This is a genomic window from Legionella norrlandica (genome assembly GCF_000770585.1).
Classification (GTDB): domain Bacteria; phylum Pseudomonadota; class Gammaproteobacteria; order Legionellales; family Legionellaceae; genus Legionella; species Legionella norrlandica.
In genome coordinates, this window is the sequence record NZ_JNCF01000003.1 from 17,497 (window position 1) to 38,644 (window position 21,148).

The window sequence follows — 21,148 nt, forward strand, 5'->3', positions numbered from 1 at the left end:
TCTTTACGAGCGTAGCGAAGCAACCCAGATCTCTAGATTGTTTCGTCGCTGCGGCGATCTTAAAAAAATGTACCGTACAAAGATTTTTAACTTGGAGCGCCTATGCCGACTCTTAACGAAGAGCTAGAGAAAATAGCCAGAAAATTGCAAGAACAAGGTGGTAGACATGGCTCTATGAATCTGCTTTATATCAATGGTGGGATTAATCCGTACACTAGAGAACCTGTTGTTGGATTAAAAGAAGTACTTTCAACAATACTGGATTCCAATTTACCTGATATAAAAAGAGGTAAATTCAATGAATTGGTCTTGGAATATTGTCATAGTGGCAGAGGCGCTGTTGGAAGCAGGGGACAGAAAGAAATTCTAAAAGATATTGTTACTGAATTTAGTCAACCAGCAGAAAAAAGACAAACAGTAGCCTTAAATATATTAACAATATTTGCATCAAGAAGTCCGCAAGCATTTATTTTAAAAGATGCACAAGGTGATAATTTTGCAACTGGCATTACACGAAATGATTCAAAGAAATGTTTTGTAATGCATGGAAAAAACTCCAGCGGCGAACCAAGATTTATCCATCTTTATGATGATGGTCGTGTTACTGGCTATAATAACAGCGATGAACTTGGTATTGTTGGCAGCCAACTTTATCATAACAGAATGAATATATTTCAGCACTTTAATGTTGATTTACCTCAATGTCATCAACCAATTGTTGGAGCACAACTCGGTAAATAACATGATTCGACATAAAAGGCATAAAAGCCTTTTATGTCGATAACGAACATTACTGCTAAAAAGCGGAGCTTTTTGTAAGGGTCTATTCAAAATAAATCCAGTAGGTTTAGTATCATTAGTTTGTGCAGCGGGTTTTAACTGCTTTTTCTAGGTTTATACCTAATCATCAAATGAAAGCCCCCATGAATGATGGATTTTCTTGGCGAATCTATTTTTTAACATGAGGCAATAAACCATCTTACAATAACATACCAAAAAATAGGGGAGGAATTTTTTGTTGCATTTAATTCCTCTCTTGATATGATGCAAGAGGGTTAATTATAGGGATATATTTTATGAACAAGTTAATTAATTTAGCGGTATTATCTTTATCTTCTTCATTAGCTTTTGCAGGTCCTTTGACACAAAAAGGAGAAGTGGATGTGCACATTACTTCTAAAAATCCAAGTGCCATTGCTAAGAATTTGACATTTAAACTACCTCAATACGAATTATCGACGGAAGCAAAATCTTATTTACATGAGCAACTATCAGAATATCCTAAAAATGGAATAAATACAGCCAGTTTTTCTTCTGAATTACCAAGAAAAGTAAAATTAGGAATGCAATTAACACCAGTTCTGGATCAAGGATATCATGGCAGCTGCGTTACTTTTGCGGTGACAGGAGCTATAAATGCTGCTTTAGGAGCAGGTGATTATGTTAGTCAATTGTGTAATCTGGAATTGGGAAGTTATCTGGCTATCCATGACAAAGCGCCAGCCAGTGGTTGGAATGGTTCTTTTGGATACTGGGTTTTGCAACAAATTTCTGAATACGGCATCATTAGTCAGAATTATCAAAAATTAAATGGTTGCGCTGGTGTTAGAGAATATCCTTTGGAAGATGAAAATAACGAAGGCAAGCCTATGTCTGATTCTGAATTCAGAGCTCATAGCATCCCAGTTTCAAATTTAATTAGTTGGGAAGCTATCTTAAAGGATGAAGAGTCATTCTCCACTAAAACAGATATGGATCAGATTGTATATCAAATAAAAGAAGAGTTGGCGAAAGGTAACCGCTTAACAGTAGGCATGCTATTAGATGTTTATGTTGGTGATGCTGGAGCTGTTGGTAATAACCGCGCTTATCATGATACCTGGATGTTAACACCCGACATCGTGCTGGATGCAATGAATGGAATGATCTATGCTGGCCATGAATTGATTATTACTGGATACGACGATGATCTTGAGGTAATGGATGATGAAGGTCATGTTAATAGAGGGGTTTTCACTTTACGTAATTCCTGGTCTAAGTTTGCTGGAGATCAAGGGGATTATTATGTTACCTACGACTATATCAAATTCCTGGCTATGGAAGTCATGGCAATTCGTATGAAAGAAAAGGCCGTTGCTTAATTATTTTATCTAAATAAAAATTCTGGCTTTCTTCTTTTTTAAATAAGTGGGTCATTTGACCCCAACAAGTGATCATTCACTAATGTTGGGGTCAAAATAATCCGACCTATATCCCACATAAAGAAACATAACTTAATTAATTTTAAAATAATCCAGTTCAATATAAGAAAAACCTCGATTTTGCCTATATAGAACTCACGTTAATTATTAAGCTTCAAAATATCTTCACTAAGGCAAGTAATAAAATGGATTTGGAAGTTTAAATCCCTTTTTGGCAAAGCCACCCTTAATGTCGCTGTATTGGTCACCGATGCTTGCAATTATGGTATAACCTTTTTGCGCTATTTTTTCTCTGGCTTTTGATTTAAAAGGAATAATTGAAGGCAACGAATAGTTACTAGGTCGTAAATAGAGTCCAGACCATTTAGTATATCCGGCCTTGATTAAATTGATACGAGTAGCCTCACGTTCTGATTCTTGTCTTCCTGTGACGAAGAATATCTTAATGCCTTGTTTTAAAGCATTTTTATAGAGTGTTAGCATAGGTTCTATAGCCGGAGAGTCTGCAGCTAGTATTTCTTTATGAATTTGCTCTTTACTGCCCATAAAATCTCGTTTTACCATTTTATTGTAGTTAGATAGACTGGTTTCATCGATATCAAGCACTATGGCAAGTTTTTGAGGATATTTATTGTGCTCATTAATCAAATATTGCTCATTTATATATTGCTGAGCTAACTTGATAGTCTGCTCTAACTCATGATGATACAAGCCTGAGTTGTAATAGTTTTTTACTTCTGTCCTGAGTAAAGTAAGATTTGGGGGTTCGGAATGGGAATGGGAAAACAAAATAATGGTAAGGCAGAGAATTATTAGAAATTTGGGCAATATATGGAATTGCTGTTTCATTATTTACCTAGGGTTATTGAAAATAATTGGCATTATAAAGAGATAAAATTGTTTGTCAATTGAGCATATTGATTTGAACAACGGCAAGTAAGATGTCTATTAAAATAGTCATAGTTTGCTTCCTACGTTATACTAGTTGATTAGTATTTTACAATTCATAATCAAAATGCATTTGAAGCAATTAAAATTATCCGGTTTTAAATCATTTGTTGATCCATCAGTTGTTCATTTTCCGAGTCAATTGGTCGCTGTAGTGGGACCTAATGGGTGTGGTAAATCGAATATTATTGATGCAGTTCGTTGGGTTATGGGAGAAAGCTCCGCCAAAAATCTTCGTGGAGAATCCATGACAGATGTCATCTTTAATGGCTCTGCTAATCGAAAACCTGTAGGACAGGCTTCTGTTGAATTAATATTTGATAATAGTTTGGGAAGATTAAGTGGTCCGTTTACCAGTTATCATGAAATCTCTGTGAAGCGAGTAGTCACTCGAGACGGCGAATCTCTTTATTATTTGAATGGGAGCCGGTGCAGGCGCAAAGATATTACTGATATTTTTTTAGGGACTGGGGCCGGTGCGCGAAGTTACTCAATTATCGGACAAGGTACTATATCTCAGATAATTGAAGCAAAACCAGAAGATTTAAGAGCATATCTGGAGGAGGCAGCAGGCGTTTCAAAATACAAGGAACGTCGCCGAGAAACTTTACAACGCATTGAACATACACGTGATAACTTAACTCGCGTCGCAGATATTAGAGAAGAATTAAATAAGCATTTGCAACGCTTGGAGCGTCAAGCGAAATCAGCTGAGCGTTATATTTTGTTAAAGGAGGAAGAAAAGGGATGTCGTGCCGAGATTCAGGCGCTTAAATGGCAAGAGTATTCAGAAAAACAAATAATGAAGCAAAGAGAGTTGCAAGAGCACACCATACATTATGAACAACAACAAGGGTTGTTGACCAATGCCAGCAAAGAACGCATCATTTTAAATGAGCAACTGCAAGAGGCTATCGATAAGTCTCAAATAATTCAGGATTCACTCTATCATTCAGGCACTGAGATAGCACGACTGGAAGAAACAATTCAACAGCAGGAGAAAGAAAAGAAGCGCTTGGAAATTGACAAGCAACGGATGCGAGCAGATTCTTTACTCATAGAAGAACAGCTTAAACTGGACAATGAAGAGTTGCTCAATTCTAAACTCAAGGCTGAGCAGTTAGAGGAGCGATTGCATCATCTAAATGTGGAATTTAAAGAAAAAGAATCTCAATGGCATGACAAGCAAAATGAGCAAGTGCAATGGGAAAGAATTTGGCAAGAAGTGCAAATTCATTCTAATACCATTAAAAATGAGTACCAACTGACACAAGCTAAATTACAACATCTAGAACAGAAACGGCAGCAGGCCATATTAAGACTGGAAAAATTGAGCCTGGATCAATCCTCTATTTCTCTTGCTGAGATGCAAAAAAGCATAATCGAATTACAAGAAAAACAAATTAAGCTTAAAGAAACACAGCGGTTTGATGAGGGACAGTTTGAAGAAGTTAATGAAACTCAGTCGGTTTTGCGCAATCAGTTACAAGACACCGAGCAACAGCTTCATTCATTACAAGATGAATTTCATCGCTTAAATAGCGAACTTTCGGCATTAAAAGCTGCTCAAAAAGCAATAAAGCAAAGGAGCCAGCTGAATCAAGAAGGGATTATGGAGTGGTCAGATAAGCCAAGATTGATGGACATTCTGCAAGTGGAGCCAAAATGGCAGGCTGCATGCGAAATGGTGTTAGGGGATGACCTATGTGCCTACGTGTTGGAAGATTTCTCTGAGTTATGGTCTCAGTGGCTGCTTTATGAAAATCAAAGGGAGAGTGCAGTCACAATGAGGACTCTCGATGGTAATCAACGAGAGCGTCCTTGCCTTGCTGATAAAATTCAAGGATTAATTCCTGCCACAGAAAATTATCTTGAATCTATTTATGCCGCAGAGCATTTAGATGAAGCGATGAGTTGGCTGCCTACTTTATTAGCTCATGAATCCATTATAACAGTCAATGGTATTTGGTTAGGTAACGGGTGGATAAAATTATCTCATCCTGCAGAGTATGATGAAACAGGAATCCTCGCCAGACAGAAAAAAATTGTTGAATTAAATTCTAGTGTGCAAGATTTGCAAAACAAAATTGATGCGATTCGTTTGCTTAGAGACGGATATCAAGCTCAGATAAAAGAAAATTTGGATTTTATAAAGCGGCATCAGTTGAACTTAAACTCCAGCAACGAAGCATTAAAAAATAATACCATTGCAATAAATAGTAAGGAACAGGCAGTTTTTCATGCTGAAAAGCAATTAGAAATAATATCCAATGAGAAAGCAGAAGCGGAACTCTTACTTGAAGAACTTAATGCAGAACTGTTGGAGTGTAGTGAAAAATTAAATGAGTTAAAGAATCAATATGAATCATCAGAGTTGCGGTATCAGCAATTTATGGATGAGAAAAGTGTATGGAATAACGCACAGCTTGAGCAAAATAAACAATTAGAGAGTACTCGGGCTTTATTGCATCATGTCGAATTAGAACACGATAGAGAAGTTAGCAAAATACAACAAATAACAGATAGAATAGGAAGAGAAAAAGAACGTTTGCAACGTGTGCAAACGCATTTAGAAGAATTAATTCAACTTTATTTACAGTCAGTGACGCCTGAAACTGAACTTAAAAATCAGTTAGAAACGCTGTTGATGAAACATCGTGAAATAGAGTTGGAATTGACATTGAGCCGAGAGAAAGTATCCCAGATTAAGTTGCAACTTGAAGAGCAAGAGAAATTAATTTTAAACTATGATCAAGAATTGAAGCGAATCCAGGAAGTCATAAGTCAGACCCGAATGGAAGAACAAGCTTTATCTGTTCGTGCTGGCTCAGTACAAGAATCTCTAGATGAAATGAATTTACAAGCTCGGGTTTTATTGGGGCGTATTCCAACTGGAGTAACTCAGGGCATGAAAGAAGATGAATTGATCGCAATTTCTGAGAAAATAAAAAGATTAGGCGCTATAAATCTGGCAGCAATAGAAGAATTTGCCGCCGAACAGCAGCGAAAAGTGTATTTGGATGAGCAATATAATGATTTAAGCCAAGCACTATCCACCTTGGAAACTGCGATTGAAAAGATGGATAATGAAACGAGAGTACGACTTGAAAATACTTTTGAAGAAGTGAATACTTCTTTTAAAGCTCTTTTTCCACGTTTATTTGGTGGTGGTAGGGCACAGCTTGAACTAACTTGTGATAATCTGTTAGAAGCAGGTATTGTCGTAATGGCCCAACCACCTGGAAAACGAAATAGTTCTATTCATTTATTGTCCGGTGGTGAGAAAGCCATGACTGCAGTGGCATTGGTGTTTGCGATTTTTCAGTTAAATCCTTCACCATTTTGTATGTTAGATGAAGTAGATGCACCTTTAGATGACTTAAATGTAAGCCGGTTTTGTGATTTAGTAAAAGAAATGTCACAATTCGTACAGTTCCTGTTTATTACCCATAACAAGGTAACTATGGAATTGGCTGATCATTTAATTGGGGTGACCATGCGTGAGCCAGGAGTGTCTCGTTTGGTTGCAGTTGATGTGAAACAAGCTTTGACTATGGAGTAAATTATGCAGGCAAATTGGAGTTTAATTCTTAATGTCCTGTTGTTAATTGGCGTTCTGGTTGCTATTGGCCGTTTAATGAAAGCTAGAAGACAGAGCTTGCATCAAGATAACCGCCACCCTTCTCTTGGTCAAGTGGAGAAAAATAATAACTCCTATGATTCTCAGTCTTATAATGATGACATTATTGCTATTCGCAAGGTCAATAGGGAGACTTCTTTGGATTTTGAAAAGATGGATGAAACAGAAGCATTATCAACAAAAAAGCCAATTGTAAAAACCTCAACCCAACCTCAATTGGTATCTCGGGAAGAGGGTTTTACATCAAAAGAAAAGGTAGAAACAAGTAAAGGAGCTACTCCATCTACTGCTATGATGTTTTTGCTGGCTAAAGAAAATCGCCAATTTGCCGGTTATGAGTTATTACAAACGGTTTTAGCGGCAGGTTTGCGGTTTGGTGAGGGATATTTGTTTCATAGACATCAGTTGGCAAATGGCCAAGGCCCAATACTTTGCAGTTTGGCTGCGGCTACAGCAACTGGCGTTTTTGATTTACAGAATATTGGCGCCTTTAGCGTAAGAGGTTTGTGTTTATTTATGCCAATTTCAAATGATCCTAATAATAATGCAGAACGTTTTTCTATTATGCTGGAAACTGCAAAGCAGTTAAGTGAAGGAATGGATGCTTATTTGTTAGATGATCAGCGTAAGCCTCTAACTGAAGAAAGTATTGCTCGTTATCACCGGTTATTGAAAATTGGGCACTTGACTGAAAACTGCGCAATAGCGTAGTGCCAACAATTGCTTCCCAGCGCCTACGTACGCGGGTTTGCCTTGAGAGAACCTCACAAAATTGAGACAGTGAGGATTCTGTCGTTTTGGATCAGTTCGGCCAAATATGGCATTCCGGCGATACAGCGTGAACAGTTACAAGGCAAAAGCCCTATCTCGAAAGCCTTATGCTGAAACTTCGGACAGCATTTGCTCTTTCGCCACAAAGGTAATTGTTACAGTTTTTTTAGATTGGATAGCCTGAATATTCAAATAAAATCTTAAATTTCTTGACTTTTAGTTATATTTCTTATTTATCTATTATTAGTACCATCTTGAACAGTGAGTGTGAGTGTTAGTACACTAACCTTTTGGACATCTCAGAATATTATGAATTTAATTACTATAGCTTCGCTTCTCTCTCAGGTATGCCAGGTCAACGCTGATATAACTGGTATTTGTATCGATACCCGCACAATAAGGCCAGGGAACCTATTTTTTGCAATAGTTGGAGATCGTTTTGATGGTCATGATTTTATTAAAGAGGCAGAAGCAAAAGGTGCATTAGCTGTAGTGGCTAGTAGGGAAATTGAAGGGGTTCATATTCCTCAATTCATTGTTGCCAGCCCTTTAATTGCCTTAGCTAAAATTGCAGCGGTACATCGGCAAGAAATGATTTGCCCAATCATCGCATTGACGGGCTCCAATGGAAAAACAACGGTTAAGGAAATGATTGCATCTATCTTACCTCAACCCTCGCACGCTACAAAAGGAAACTTAAATAATCATATTGGGGTTCCTTTAAGTGTTTTGGATTTGAATAGAGAACATCGCTATGCGGTGTTTGAACTCGGAGCAAACCATCCGGGTGAAATTGCTCACACGGTAAAGATAGTGCAGCCAGACGTTACTTTAATTAATAACATAGCCCCAGCACATGTAGAGGGGTTTGGATCAATAGATGGGGTTGCTCGTGCCAAAGGGGAAATTCATCAGGGGTTATCTCCAACAGGTATTGCTATAGTCAATGATGATGATGCTTACGCTCATTTTTGGGATCATTTGATTGCTGATAAAAAAGTATTACGTTTTTCATCTCTTCATACTGCCGATGTTTATGCTCAAGATATACGCATGGATACCCATGGACGAGCCCACTTTTCATTAATATTACCTAATGGTAGAGCTGAAATTGAACTACAAGTTCCTGGCTTACATAATGTACGAAATGCTTTGGCCGCTGCTGCATGCTGTTATGCCGTGGGAATATCAATTAAAGACATACAGAGAGGCTTGGCACATTTTTGTGGTGTGAAAGGTCGTATGACCTTTTTATCAGGAAGAAATCAATCCATTGTGATAGATGATACTTATAATGCTAATTTACGCTCAGTTTTAACTGCTTTGGAAGTATTAGCTGAACGCCCAGGAAAGAGAATTTTTGTATTTGGTGATATGGGAGAATTGGGCGATTGGACAACACAACATCATCAGGAGGTTGGGATAGCTGCTCGCCAGTTTGGAATAGACAAGCTAATGAGTTGTGGATCACACAGTCAATTGGCGGCTCAGGCATTCGGTGAGGGAGGACAGCATTTTTTTAGCCAAGAGGAATTGGTTCAAGTAATAAAGGATGATTTGGCACCTGGAACTACAGTGCTGGTAAAGGGGTCTCGTTCCAGTGCAATGGAAAAAGTTGTGCATCAACTGATTGGGAGCAAGAGCACTAATTAATGTAAATTTTCTTCATTGACTCAGTACTAATATGATATGCTTGATCACTTTTTTGCCCTATTCAAAGGATTATGCTCAATAGGTAAAATTGATCGTAATTCTAAAAACAAGAGGAATAATTATGCTCTATTGGTTAACGCAGTTATTGCAAGGTCAATACCATGCGTTTAGAGTTTTTCAATATTTGACCTTCAGGTCTATTTTAGCATCGTTAACGGCACTGATAGTTGGTTTATTATGTGGCCCATTAATGATTCGTTGGTTAAGGGGTTTACAAATAGGCCAAATGGTTAGAGATGACGGCCCACAAACACATCTGTCAAAAGCAGGGACTCCTACTATGGGTGGGGTTTTGATTTTATTGGCTATTACGGTGAGTTGTTTGCTTTGGTGTGATTTAAGTCAAACAAGTTTGTGGTTGGTGCTTTTAGTTACTTTGGCAAATGGCTTAGTCGGTTGGGTTGATGATTATCGTAAATTAGTATTAAAAAATAGTAAAGGTTTGCCAGGGCGTTGGAAGTATTTTTGGCAGTCAATTATTGCCCTAGTTGCTGTGGTTTATCTATACTGGAATGCTAGCCTTCCAGTACACACCCAACTTACAGTTCCTTTCTTTAAAACAGTTGTTTGGGATTTGGGTATTTTCTTTCCAATACTTGCTTATTTTGTTATTGTTGGAAGTAGTAATGCAGTGAATTTGACTGATGGACTGGATGGTTTGGCCATTATGCCAATTATCATGGTTGCTGGGGCATTAGGGGTATTTGCTTACGCATCAAGTAATGCGGTGTATTCCAATTATTTGGGGATACCTTATGTTCCTAATACAGATGAGTTAACCATTTTTTGCTCCTCTATTGTTGGAGCTGGGCTTGGTTTCCTTTGGTACAACAGTTATCCCGCTCAGGTATTTATGGGTGATGTAGGCTCTTTGGCATTGGGTGCTGCATTGGGGATAGTAGCCGTCGTAGTGAGACAAGAGCTCGTTTTACTCATTATGGGGGGAGTGTTTGTAATTGAAACGCTTTCAGTCATATTACAAGTTGGATATTTTAAATATACCCATGGAAAAAGATTATTTAGGATGGCCCCATTGCATCATCATTTGAATGAGGTGGCAGAACCTAAAGTCGTCGTTAGATTTTGGATTTTGACGGTTGTATTTGTGTTATGCGGATTGGCTACTTTAAAATTACGATAGGCAAGGTGCATTCATGAATCATTCCTTATATTTGGTAGCAGGTTTAGGTAAGACCGGTCTTTCTATAGCAAGGTACCTGAGGCGAAATAATAAATCATTTATTATGTTTGATACGCGTAAAGAGGCACCAGGTTTAGCGGAATTTCAAAATGAATTTCCTAATGTACCGGTTTATTTGCAAGATGTCCCAGATGAAATAATTGCACAATTGACAGATGTCATCACGAGCCCAGGTCTTGCGCTTGATATTCCCATTTTTAAAAAGGCGCGTAAGGTCGGTGTAGAGATTTATGGTGATATAGAATGCTTGGCTCGAGAAATTAGTGCCCCGGCGGTTGCTATAACTGGAACTAATGGTAAATCAACTGTGACCAGTTTGGTAGGAGAAATGGCTAAGGCAGCTGGGTTTCGCGTGGCTGTGGCTGGGAATATCGGTACTCCAGTTTTGGATCTATTGGGCGATGAGCATCAATATGACTTGTGGGTATTGGAATTATCGAGCTTCCAACTGGATTTAACCTATTCTTTATCTCCCATCGTTGCAACAATCTTAAATGTGACTCCTGATCATTTAGACAGGCATCACACTTTAGAAGCTTATATACAAGCAAAACAAAGAATTTATCGCGGTGCAAAGACTGCTTTATTTAATCGTGAAGATGTCTACACCATCCCTCAGCAATTGTATCAATCAGACATGGAGTGTATTTCTTTTGGAAAAGATGTTCCAGCAGAAGTAAATTGGGGACTAATCCAACGCGAGAACACCATATATTTGGCTAGAGGAAGTGATTGCCTTTTGCCTGTTAGCTCCATTTTAATTAAGGGAGTACATAACTGGCTAAATGCTCTTGCGGCATGCGCCTTAGCTGAAACAGCAGGAATTCCTATGCAGCACATCCTCAGTGTTTTAAGAACTTTTTCAGGATTACCTCATCGTTGTCAGTGGGTAAGAGAACTTGATGGTGTAGATTGGATTAATGATTCGAAAGGAACAAATATTGGTGCTACAATCTCTGCTATTAATGGAATAGGAGGCTCTATGCAAGGGAAAATTGTTCTAATTGCGGGTGGACAGGGAAAGGGAGCGGATTTTCAAGAGTTAGCTCAACCAGTTGCTGAGTTTGTGCGTTCCATTGTTTTAATTGGTGAGGATGCAGATAAGATTGAATCTGCTTTAGCCAAAGTGGTTCCTATAGTACGAGCTTCTTCTTTGGAAGGTGCAGTTACTCTTGCCAAAACCTGCGCAAAACCAGGTGATGTGGTATTACTCTCGCCCGCTTGTGCTAGTTTGGATATGTTCCGTGATTTTAATCATAGAGGCGATGTGTTTACATCTTTAGTGAGCGGATTATAAGTGAGATGCGACCAAGGCATTTAAATCAAAGGGGAAAACCTGTTAGTAGGCCTATCTCACTTTATGATAAATGGCTAATAGGAGCCGTTTTGGGCTTGCTTATTATTGGCTTGATGATGGTTGCATCAAGCTCAGTCATGATTTCCACAAAATATTTTCACCAACCTTTTCATTATTTGATTCGTCAAGCCTGTTTTCTGTTTGTTGGTTTATTATTAGCCTTGGTTGTGGTAAGGACTGACAGCACCTTTTGGGAAAAAATAAGCATGCCCATGATGGTTTTATGTGTATTTTTATTGCTTATTGTTTTGATTCCAGGTATTGGAAAGTCGGTTAATGGCAGTCGCAGATGGTTGGCTTTTGGCCCTATCGGCATACAAGTATCTGAGTTAGTCAAGCTGGCGATGATATTTTATCTATCTGGATATTTAGTACGCCAACAACAAGCTGTCTGCAAAAGCATTTTTGGGTTCATTAAGCCTATGGCGATTTTGGCTGTTGTTTCTTTTTTATTGCTTCTTGAGCCTGATTTTGGAGCCACCGTAGTAATTTCAGGTACAGTCATGGCGATGTTATTTTTAGCTGGGGTTAAATTAAGATATTATTTTGGTTTAATGTTGGTGGTGATAACTGCCCTGGCCTTATTAGCGGTATCCTCTCCCTATAGAGTCGCAAGGTTAACAGCCTTTTTAGATCCATGGGCAGATCAATACAATAGCGGTTATCAACTCACCCAATCTTTAATTGCTTTTGGACGAGGTGGATGGTTCGGTACTGGTTTGGGTGAAAGTATACAAAAATTATTATATTTGCCTGAAGCTCATACTGATTTTTTGTTTGCGGTGATTGCTGAAGAATTGGGGTTGTTTGGAATTTTAGTAGTAATAACGCTGTATAGTATACTAGTTATTAGAGGTTTAAATATAGGGTATACCGCTTACACTCAAGAAAGGTACTTTGCATCATATACTGCTTATGGCTTAACTTTTTGGTTGGCTTTGCAGGCAGCTATTAATATGGGAGTTAATGCGGGTTTGTTACCGACAAAAGGATTGACTCTGCCTTTATTGAGTTACGGTGGAGCCAGTATAGTTATTAATTGTATAGTTATTGCATTATTATTACGTATAGATCACGAAAATCGTTGGCAGTCGCTGGGATTAAGGTTGCTGACGGCTTAAGGGGGAATTTTGAGTAATTCAGAACATTTTTCATCTCCACGAATGGGACGTGTGGAGCAAATTCATTTCGTAGGTATTGGTGGTGTCGGTATGTGTGGCATTGCAGAAGTGTTGCATAACCAAGGATACCGTATTACTGGTTCTGATATAGGTGAAAGCAGCACTATTCAGCGTTTAAAATCATTAGGTATTCCAGTATACATTGGCCATAGAGTGGAGAATATTAAGGGGGCTGATGTGGTTGTTCGCTCTTCAGCGGTTGATCTACACAACCCTGAAATTTTAGCTGCGCGCGAATTAATGATCCCAGTAATTCCCAGAGCAGCTATGCTTGCAGAATTAATGCGTTTTCGGCATGGTATTGCCATTGCCGGCACTCATGGGAAAACCACAACAACGAGTTTAGTAAGTAGTTTATTAGCAGAAGGTGGCTTAGACCCTAGCTTTGTCATTGGTGGTAAATTGAATAGTTGTGGTACTAATGCCCAACTTGGAAAATCAGCTTATTTTGTTGTTGAGGCTGATGAGAGTGATGCCTCATTTTTGTTTTTAAAACCTATGATGGCTGTCGTTACTAATATTGATGCCGATCATATGGATACTTATGAAGGCAATTTTGAGAAATTAAGAGCAACATTTTTGGAGTTTTTGCATCATTTGCCTTTTTATGGGTTGGCTGTAGTTTGCATTGAAGATGAAGAAATTTGCCGTATTTTGCCTGCCATTGAAAGACCAACTTTAACCTATGGCTTTAAGGAAGATGCGCATTATCGAGCTATTAATTGGACGCAACAAGGGATATTGAGTGAATTTATTGTAGTTCGCCCTGCTCCTCATAAGCAGCTGACTATCCAATTTCAATACCCAGGCCATCATAATGTACTCAATGCATTAGCTTCCATTGCAATAGCAACTGAACTGGGCGTAGATGATGCTTCTATCGTTCGTGGATTACAAAAATTCCAAGGTGTGGGGCGCCGATTCCAAATGCTGGGTGAAAAGCAGTTTGAAAAAGGTTCTGCAATAATTGTTGATGATTATGGGCATCATCCTCAAGAAATTTTGTCCACAATAGATGCTTTTAGACGAGTATGGCCTGATAAGCGTCTAGTTCATGTGTTTCAGCCACATCGCTACACCCGAACACAATTTTTGCAGAGACAATTTGTGGATGTTTTAAGTTTATCGGATGAATTACTATTAATGGATATCTATTCAGCCGGAGAAACAGCTATTCCCGGTGTTACTAGTGAAAATTTGGCCAATGAAATACGCTCGAGAGATAAAAAAGTGACAATGGTAAATGAGCAATCTTTGAAAGCAACATTAGATGAATTTATTAAAGATGGTGATGTTATTTTGATGCAAGGAGCTGGAAGTATTGGCCAAATGGCAGTGAACCTGATGAAAAACGCGAGAAATGAACATGAGCATAACAACGGATAGCAGTTTTGTAACTGAGTATCAGGGGACTTTGCTTTTTAACGAGCCTTTGGCCGAGTATACTACCTGGCGTGTCGGAGGTCCTGCAGCTAGACTTTATAAGCCGGTCAATATAACTGATTTAGCTTTGTTCCTTAGCCAACTTCCTCCCGATGAGCCTTATTATGGTTGGGCTTAGGCTCTAATTCTTTAATTCGCGACGGTGGTTTTTCGGGTACTGTAATTCTTACCCAAGGCTGTCTAAAAGAAATGGCTTTAATAAACGAACGATGTGTTCGGGTTGAGGCAGGAGTATCCTGTGCCAGTATGGCCCGTTTTTCTGCGCGAAATAATCTATCAGGTGGCGAATTTTGGGCTGGTATTCCAGGCACTATGGGTGGTGCTTTACGAATGAATGCTGGCTGTCATGGAGGTGAGACATGGAAATCAGTTGTTGAGGTACAAACAATGAATCATCGAGGAGAAATCAAGGTTCGGAAGCCAGAAGAATTTGAAGTGGCTTATAGACATGTTGCAGGTTTGGGCGATGAATGGTTCGTTTCGGCTACTTTTGAGTTGACTCCTGGTGAGAAAGAGACTTCCTTACAGTTGATTAAAGAGTTGTTGGCTCACAGAGCTAATACCCAACCAATAAATGAATATAATTGTGGGTCGGTATTTAGAAATCCTCCTGGAAATTTCGCAGCACGGCTTATTGAGTCCTGCGGTCTTAAAGGGATGAGCATAGGTGGAGCGGTTGTTTCCGAAAAACATGCCAATTTTATTATCAATCATCATGGCACTGCTACAGCAGCAAATATTGAAGCCTTGATTCATTTAGTGCAAACTAAAGTTCGAGAGCAAATGTCTATAGAGTTGACGCGCGAAGTACATATCATTGGAGACCACTAATGTCCAAACCCGTTCATTTGATTTTACTTTATGGTGGAAAATCCGGCGAACATGAAGTGTCGTTGGTTTCAGCTGCATCAGTTTTGAAGCATCTGGATTCCGAGAAATATACCATTATACCTATTGCAATGGATAAAAGTGGTCGATTTCATCTTCATGATTACAATGATTTACTTAGCTATGAGGATAAATTGCCCGTTATTACTGAAAAATCAACTCACTTGGAGAGTTTATTAATTAATGGGCGCTTGGCTGTTGATGCGGAAATTGTTTTTCCAGTAGTGCATGGGCCTCTATATGAAGACGGTTGTTTGCAAGGTTTGCTTGAGTTGGCTGGTGTCGCTTATGTTGGATGTGATGTTTTGTCCTCCGCCATCGGTATGGATAAAGACATGGCAAGGCGCTTGACATGTATTAATGGCCTTAAATCAGCGAGATATAAATTATTATCTTGGTATGCTAATGCGTCTGAAAGAGAGCAATTTTGCCAGGAAGTTTCTTCAGAGCTGGGATGGCCTTTGTTTGTTAAACCATGTTCATTGGGTTCCAGTGTAGGTATTCACAAGGCTAGTAACATGGATGAACTAACTTCTGCAGTAGCAGATGCATTACGTTATGATGAAGAGATTCTGGTAGAAGAGTTTATTGCAGGGCGAGAAATTGAGTTGGCTGTTTTAGAAAATAGCATTCCAGGGGGAAAACCCAGAGTTAGTACAGTAGGTGAGATTAAAGTCAATCACCCTGATGGTTATTATTCTTATACTGCGAAATATATAGAAAGCAGTCAAACTGATTTAATTATTCCTGCCCAATTAAATAGTACGCTTGAAGAAAGATTGAAGCAGGCGGCATCAGATATTTTTAGTTATTTAAAATGTAAAGGCATGGCCAGGGTAGATTTTTTTGTGAATGATAAGACAGAAGAAATTTATTTTAATGAAATAAATACACTGCCTGGTTTTACTTCCATAAGTATGTATCCTAAATTGTGGGAGGCAAGTGGTATAGCATACCCTGATTTGCTCGATGAGTTGATTCGCATTGCAATGATTCATCAGAATTGTCGCCAACATTTGGTAACAAATTACATGTGAATGAGAATACTACAATTATGGACGCAAACTCTGGCGGGTTCCGTTATTTGGCAGTAATGGGTTTTTTAATTCTTAGTGCTTTGCTATTAGCTGGTCGTTTAGGGTATTTATATCTTGCAGATTCAGACCGTTTTCCTATTACCACGATAAAAGTAGCAGCAACCTATGAACACGTTACACATAAGGAATTAGAAAATGTGTTAGCGAAATATTTAAATGCCAGCTTTTTTTCATTATCAGTGAATCGATTACAAAATGAATTAAATTCAATGAATTGGATTGATACAGCATACGTAGAAAGGGTTTGGCCAGATACATTAAAAATAAAATTAACTGAAAAAAAACCTGTGGCAATTTGGGGTGATGCCCTTATGACAGAAGATGGGCAGTTATTTAATCAAGGAGCAGTTCCACCAGACTTGAATATCCCTAAATTAAATGGACCTCAATCTCAGCAATTAGAAGTCTTACAAGTTTATGAAAAATTGAGTAAGATATTATCATCATATGGTTTAAATGCTTCTGGACTGTCTTTGAGAGATAATCAATCCTGGGTATTGTTACTTGATAATGGTGCAAAAATATACTTAGGAAAGAAAGAGTTAGAAGAGCGATTGCTGCGTTTTTGTAAGGCATATCCTGCTGTTTTTGCAGAAAAGGCAGAGCAGTTGGCAAGCGTGGACCTGCGTTATCCACGTGGCATGGCAGTGCAGTGGAAACAACAAATGGGACGATAATGGCTAAAAAAATAGAAAAAAATATTATCACAGGACTAGATATTGGAACTTCAAAAATTATTGCTTTGATTGGTGAAGTGACATCCGACAAATCGATAGAAATAATTGGTATTGGCCGTCATCCCTCTCGCGGATTAAAGCGAGGAGTTGTAGTAGATATAGAAACAACAGTAAATTCAATTCAACGCGCTGTACAAGAAGCTGAATTAATGGCGGGTTGTGAAGTGAGGACAGTTTATGCGGGCATTGCTGGTAGCCATATACGCAGCTTAAATTCCCACGGGATTGTAGCTATCCGTGATCAAGAAGTATCTCAAGCTGATGTCGAGCGGGTTATTGATGCAGCCAAAGCGGTAGCAATCCCTGCTGATCAGAAGATACTTCATATATTGCCTCAAGAGTTTATCATTGATCATCAAGGCAGTATTCGTGAGCCAATTGGGATGGCTGGAGTCAGACTGGAATCTCGAGTGCACATCGTTACCGGTTCAGTGAGTGCCGCCCAAAATATTGTGAAGTGCGTTAGACGTTGTGGTTTAGAAGTTATTGATATTATTCTTGAACAATTAGCTTCAAGTCATGCAGTTCTTACAGAAGATGAAAAAGAACTTGGGGTATGTCTGATAGACATTGGTGGTGGGACTACCGATATCGCTATATTTTGTGAAGGGGCTATTCAACATACGTCAGTGATCCCGATTGCAGGCGATCAAGTCACGAATGATATTGCAATGGCTTTAAGGACTCCCACCAAAGCTGCAGAAGCAATTAAAATTAGCCATGCTTGTGCATTGCCTGAGTTGGCTAATTCAAACCAAATGTTAGAAGTTACCAACGTCAATGATAGATCTGGACGAAAGATTTCGGCGAAAGCGTTGGCTGATGTGGTTTCAGCACGATATGAAGAGTTATTTTCTTTAGTACGGAATGAATTACGTCGTAGTGGGTTTGAAGACCGATTGGCAGCAGGTATTGTTCTTACTGGCGGTGCTTCTAACGTGAGGGGTTGTATTGAGTTGGCTGAGCTTTGCTTTGAGATGCCGGTAAGAATAGGGTGCGCTCATTATGTTTCAGGTTTAGCAGAAGCAACTGAGAACCCTTCGTTTGCAACAGGAGTTGGCTTATTACTTCATGGCTTTCAACAACAATATGAAGGAAGTTATAATGTGCCAGCGATGAATGATAATAGCAAAAGCATTTGGTCACGAATGAAAGAATGGTTTCAAGGAAATTTTTAGCTTTTCATGTGAAAATTACTTATCAAAATTTATTTAAAAAATAAAAAAATAGGTAACTACTCACCTAGAATTCCCTCTTCCCCAGAGGTAGTCTGGGAGAGAGGATTAGGGAGAAGGGGAGTTAAAACGCATTTCTACCTTCTCCTCAACTTTCTCCAGTAGTCGGGAGAGAGGATTTTTAAGTGAGTAGTTACAAAACAGCACATTAGGGGAGACGGGGTTATGTTTGAATTAATGGAAAGTAGCCAGCAAGAAAATAATGCTGTCATCAAAGTGGTAGGTGTTGGTGGTGGCGGGGGTAACGCTGTCGAACATATGGTCGCTGAAAATATTGATGGTGTAGAGTTCATTTGTGCCAATACTGATGCTCAAGCCTTAAGAGGCTCTAGTGCCAAAATACACATTCAATTAGGTGATGCATTGACCAAAGGGCTAGGAGCAGGTGCGAATCCGCAAATTGGGAAAGAAGCTGCAGAAGAAGACAGAGATCACATTAAGGAGATTCTTAGTGGCGCAGATATGGTATTTATTACAGCAGGAATGGGCGGTGGAACGGGCACTGGGGCTGCGCCTGTCTTTGCTGAAATTGCCAAGGAATTAGGTATTTTAACAGTTGCTGTAGTAACTAAACCATTTTCTTTTGAAGGAAAACAAAGGGCCCTGGCAGCTGAAGAAGGTATTCGACGTTTAGCAGAACACGTCGATTCATTAATCACGATTCCAAATAATAAATTATTAAGTGTTTTAGGGAAAAATATCAGTTTGCTTAATGCGTTTAAAGCTGCGAATAATGTATTACTTGGTGCCGTGAAGGGTATTTCAGACTTAATTACTCGCCCTGGTTTAATTAACGTTGATTTTGCAGACGTAAGAACCGTTATGTCTGAGATGGGTATGGCTATGATGGGTACAGGCAGTGCAGTAGGGGAGCAAAGAGCTCGTCAGGCAGCTGAGGCTGCTATTGCGTCACCACTGCTAGAGGATGTGAATTTTTCTGGTGCTCGCGGAATACTTGTTAATATCACTGCTGGTCTAGATATGTCTATTGGTGAGTTTGAAGAGGTGGGTGATGTCGTTAAGGAGTTCATTTCTGATGATGCTACCGTTGTTGTAGGAACCGTAATCGATCCGGAGATGACGGATGAAATGCGAGTTACTGTGATTGTTACAGGTTTAGGTGATAACAGACAGCGCCACCAGCAACCGCAGCAACAACAATCTCTAAGAGCCCGACTAATTGAAACTACAAGAAGCGATGGTTCTCTGGATTACCAACAATTAGAGCGGCCTGCTGTAATAAGAAAACAAGCACAAACCGGTCCAGCAACAACATCGACACCTAAGCAAACTAATAATGCAAGTGACAGTGTTCCCGATGTGGACTATCTAGATATCCCAGCATTCTTACGGCGACAGGAAGAAGCGTAGAATAATTATTAATGAGGTATTTTTAGAAGGGATGCGTATACCTTTTAAAGTTTAAGGCTGAGCTTAGCGTTTAAAAATAAGCATCCTTTTTTAAAGGTTGTGAATGTGGTTTTATGATTGATTATTTTGCATTTTTTTATTTTAGATTTCTAAATTATATTAGAAAATTAAAAATATTAGACTAATCAACAAATTGTTGCTAAGATCTTAAGGTTTTTTCGTGCAAAATAAATTAAGAGAGAAAGGTGAGCACTGAATGATAAAACAAAGAACTCCTAAAAAGGTAATCCAAGCAACTGGCGTTGGGTTACATACCGGTGAGAAAGTGCTTTTAACCTTAAGACCAGCCCCTGTTAATACAGGCATCGTTTTTAGACGCGTAGATTTGTCTCCAGTTGTCGAAATACCAGCATCCTATGAATATGTCGGAGACACTATGCTTTGCACGACGTTACATCACGGAAAGGTAAAAATTGCAACAGTAGAGCATTTATTATCGGCGCTTGCTGGATTAGGGATTGATAATGCTTATATAGACGTTAACGCTCCAGAGCTCCCTATTATGGATGGTAGTGCTGCACCATTCGTTTTTTTAATCCAATCTGCAGGCATCAGAGAGCAGAATGCAGCTAAAAGATACATTCGAATTCTTAAACCTATACGAGTTGAAGATAATGGCAAATACGTTCAATTTCTTCCTCATAAAGGATATAAAATAACTTTTACTATAGGTTTTGATCATCCAGTTTTTAATGATAGGCCACAAACAGTAAGCTTTGATTTTTCTGGTACTTCTTATGTTAAGGAAGTTTGTAGGGCAAGAACATTTGGTTTTCTTTCGGACTATGAAAAATTGAGAGAGTGTGACTTGGCAAAAGGCGGTAGCTTAGATAATGCTATCGTTGTAGATGATTATCGGGTTCTTAATGAAGATGGCCTTCGCTTTGAATCAGAGTTTGTTACTCATAAAGTTTTGGATGCTATCGGTGATCTTTACTTATTGGTTCCAGTTTAATTGGAGCATTCGAAGGATATAAATCAGGCCATGAGTTAAATAATAGGTTATTGCGTGAATTAATGGTAAGACAAGATGCTTGGGAATATACCTATTTTGACACAGAAAATTATCTACCAACAATTCACCCTGAATATTGTCCTGTTGAAGCCTAAGAGAATTTCCTCATATTTTATAAATCAGAACGCTCCTTTTACTAAATTATCATAGCATTGTCGTTATCTTGAATCTTGGCGGAATACCATAGTTGCGCGCCTATTTTGAATGAAAAACTAGATAAGTAAGTGAAGTATATCTTAGTGTATGAGCATTTAAAGCCAACTCAAGATGGACCAAATATAGCATTCCAG

14 protein-coding genes and 2 pseudogenes are annotated in these 21,148 nt (G+C 38.8%); 15 read left to right on the forward strand and 1 reads right to left on the reverse strand.

Annotated features, from left to right (window positions below; all coding sequences use genetic code 11):
• The first annotated feature begins 102 nt into the window (after positions 1 to 102).
• Positions 103 to 741 (forward strand): hypothetical protein, encoded by a 639-nt coding sequence (locus OK13_RS01245; RefSeq protein WP_035886862.1) that lies wholly within the window; start codon positions 103 to 105, stop codon positions 739 to 741.
• 335 nt (positions 742 to 1,076) lie between these two features.
• Positions 1,077 to 2,141: a C1 family peptidase gene (locus tag OK13_RS01250; RefSeq protein ID WP_035886864.1), complete on the forward strand. Its 1,065-nt coding sequence runs from the start codon at positions 1,077 to 1,079 to the stop codon at positions 2,139 to 2,141.
• 228 nt (positions 2,142 to 2,369) lie between these two features.
• Here OK13_RS01250 and OK13_RS01255 read toward each other — a convergent pair whose 3' ends face one another.
• Positions 2,370 to 3,050, reverse strand: coding sequence for an HAD family acid phosphatase (locus OK13_RS01255; protein WP_035886870.1), 681 nt, complete (start codon positions 3,048 to 3,050; stop codon positions 2,370 to 2,372).
• 166 nt (positions 3,051 to 3,216) lie between these two features.
• Here OK13_RS01255 and smc point away from each other — a divergent pair, with 166 nt between their 5' ends.
• From smc to lpxC, 13 genes and pseudogenes are all read left to right on the forward strand, one after another.
• Positions 3,217 to 6,711 carry a chromosome segregation protein SMC gene (gene smc, locus OK13_RS01260; protein ID WP_035886872.1) on the forward strand — a complete coding sequence of 1,165 codons (3,495 nt, stop codon included), beginning with the start codon at positions 3,217 to 3,219 and terminating at the stop codon, positions 6,709 to 6,711.
• Positions 6,712 to 6,714: 3 nt separating this feature from the next.
• Positions 6,715 to 7,500: a cell division protein ZipA C-terminal FtsZ-binding domain-containing protein gene (locus OK13_RS01265; RefSeq protein ID WP_035886873.1), complete on the forward strand. Its 786-nt coding sequence runs from the start codon at positions 6,715 to 6,717 to the stop codon at positions 7,498 to 7,500.
• A gap of 369 nt (positions 7,501 to 7,869) precedes the next feature.
• Positions 7,870 to 9,213 carry a UDP-N-acetylmuramoyl-tripeptide--D-alanyl-D-alanine ligase gene (locus tag OK13_RS01270; protein WP_035886874.1) on the forward strand — a complete coding sequence of 448 codons (1,344 nt, stop codon included), beginning with the start codon at positions 7,870 to 7,872 and terminating at the stop codon, positions 9,211 to 9,213.
• A 121-nt stretch (positions 9,214 to 9,334) separates the two neighbouring features.
• Positions 9,335 to 10,414 (forward strand): phospho-N-acetylmuramoyl-pentapeptide-transferase, encoded by a 1,080-nt coding sequence (gene mraY, locus OK13_RS01275; protein ID WP_035886875.1) that lies wholly within the window; start codon positions 9,335 to 9,337, stop codon positions 10,412 to 10,414.
• Positions 10,415 to 10,427: 13 nt separating this feature from the next.
• Entirely contained in the window at positions 10,428 to 11,771 is a 1,344-nt protein-coding gene (murD, locus tag OK13_RS01280) for a UDP-N-acetylmuramoyl-L-alanine--D-glutamate ligase (RefSeq protein ID WP_035886876.1), read from the forward strand.
• Between the two features lie 5 nt (positions 11,772 to 11,776).
• Entirely contained in the window at positions 11,777 to 12,952 is a 1,176-nt protein-coding gene (gene ftsW / locus OK13_RS01285; protein WP_035886877.1) for a putative lipid II flippase FtsW, read from the forward strand.
• A 9-nt stretch (positions 12,953 to 12,961) separates the two neighbouring features.
• Positions 12,962 to 14,398, forward strand: coding sequence for a UDP-N-acetylmuramate--L-alanine ligase (gene murC / locus OK13_RS01290; RefSeq protein WP_035886878.1), 1,437 nt, complete (start codon positions 12,962 to 12,964; stop codon positions 14,396 to 14,398).
• Positions 14,379 to 15,341: pseudogene (gene murB / locus OK13_RS01295) on the forward strand (UDP-N-acetylmuramate dehydrogenase). The gene murC and the pseudogene murB overlap by 20 nt, the downstream one beginning before the upstream one ends.
• Positions 15,286 to 16,380, forward strand: a complete 1,095-nt coding sequence (locus tag OK13_RS01300; protein WP_035886879.1) for a D-alanine--D-alanine ligase family protein — start codon at positions 15,286 to 15,288, stop codon at positions 16,378 to 16,380. Before murB ends, OK13_RS01300 begins: the two are co-directional and overlap by 56 nt.
• 17 nt (positions 16,381 to 16,397) lie before the next feature.
• Positions 16,398 to 17,117, forward strand: coding sequence for a cell division protein FtsQ/DivIB (locus OK13_RS01305; RefSeq protein WP_035886880.1), 720 nt, complete (start codon positions 16,398 to 16,400; stop codon positions 17,115 to 17,117).
• Positions 17,117 to 18,355 carry a cell division protein FtsA gene (gene ftsA / locus OK13_RS01310; protein WP_035886881.1) on the forward strand — a complete coding sequence of 413 codons (1,239 nt, stop codon included), beginning with the start codon at positions 17,117 to 17,119 and terminating at the stop codon, positions 18,353 to 18,355. Before OK13_RS01305 ends, ftsA begins: the two co-directional genes overlap by 1 nt.
• Before the next feature lie 222 nt (positions 18,356 to 18,577).
• On the forward strand, positions 18,578 to 19,783 hold the full coding sequence (ftsZ, locus tag OK13_RS01315) for a cell division protein FtsZ (RefSeq protein WP_035886882.1): 1,206 nt from the start codon (positions 18,578 to 18,580) through the stop codon (positions 19,781 to 19,783).
• A 256-nt stretch (positions 19,784 to 20,039) separates the two neighbouring features.
• Positions 20,040 to 20,953 (forward strand): annotated as a pseudogene (gene lpxC / locus OK13_RS01320) (UDP-3-O-acyl-N-acetylglucosamine deacetylase).
• The last annotated feature ends 195 nt before the right edge of the window (positions 20,954 to 21,148 follow it).

Coding starts and splice junctions, on each gene's coding strand:
- OK13_RS01245 (WP_035886862.1), top strand. CDS start 103: ATGCCGACTCTTAACGAAGAGCTAGAGAAAATAGCCAGAAAATTGCAA.
- OK13_RS01250 (WP_035886864.1), top strand. CDS start 1,077: ATGAACAAGTTAATTAATTTAGCGGTATTATCTTTATCTTCTTCATTA.
- OK13_RS01255 (WP_035886870.1), bottom strand. CDS start 3,050: ATGAAACAGCAATTCCATATATTGCCCAAATTTCTAATAATTCTCTGC.
- smc (WP_035886872.1), top strand. CDS start 3,217: ATGCATTTGAAGCAATTAAAATTATCCGGTTTTAAATCATTTGTTGAT.
- OK13_RS01265 (WP_035886873.1), top strand. CDS start 6,715: ATGCAGGCAAATTGGAGTTTAATTCTTAATGTCCTGTTGTTAATTGGC.
- OK13_RS01270 (WP_035886874.1), top strand. CDS start 7,870: ATGAATTTAATTACTATAGCTTCGCTTCTCTCTCAGGTATGCCAGGTC.
- mraY (WP_035886875.1), top strand. CDS start 9,335: ATGCTCTATTGGTTAACGCAGTTATTGCAAGGTCAATACCATGCGTTT.
- murD (WP_035886876.1), top strand. CDS start 10,428: ATGAATCATTCCTTATATTTGGTAGCAGGTTTAGGTAAGACCGGTCTT.
- ftsW (WP_035886877.1), top strand. CDS start 11,777: ATGCGACCAAGGCATTTAAATCAAAGGGGAAAACCTGTTAGTAGGCCT.
- OK13_RS01300 (WP_035886879.1), top strand. CDS start 15,286: ATGTCCAAACCCGTTCATTTGATTTTACTTTATGGTGGAAAATCCGGC.
- OK13_RS01305 (WP_035886880.1), top strand. CDS start 16,398: ATGGACGCAAACTCTGGCGGGTTCCGTTATTTGGCAGTAATGGGTTTT.
- ftsA (WP_035886881.1), top strand. CDS start 17,117: ATGGCTAAAAAAATAGAAAAAAATATTATCACAGGACTAGATATTGGA.
- ftsZ (WP_035886882.1), top strand. CDS start 18,578: ATGTTTGAATTAATGGAAAGTAGCCAGCAAGAAAATAATGCTGTCATC.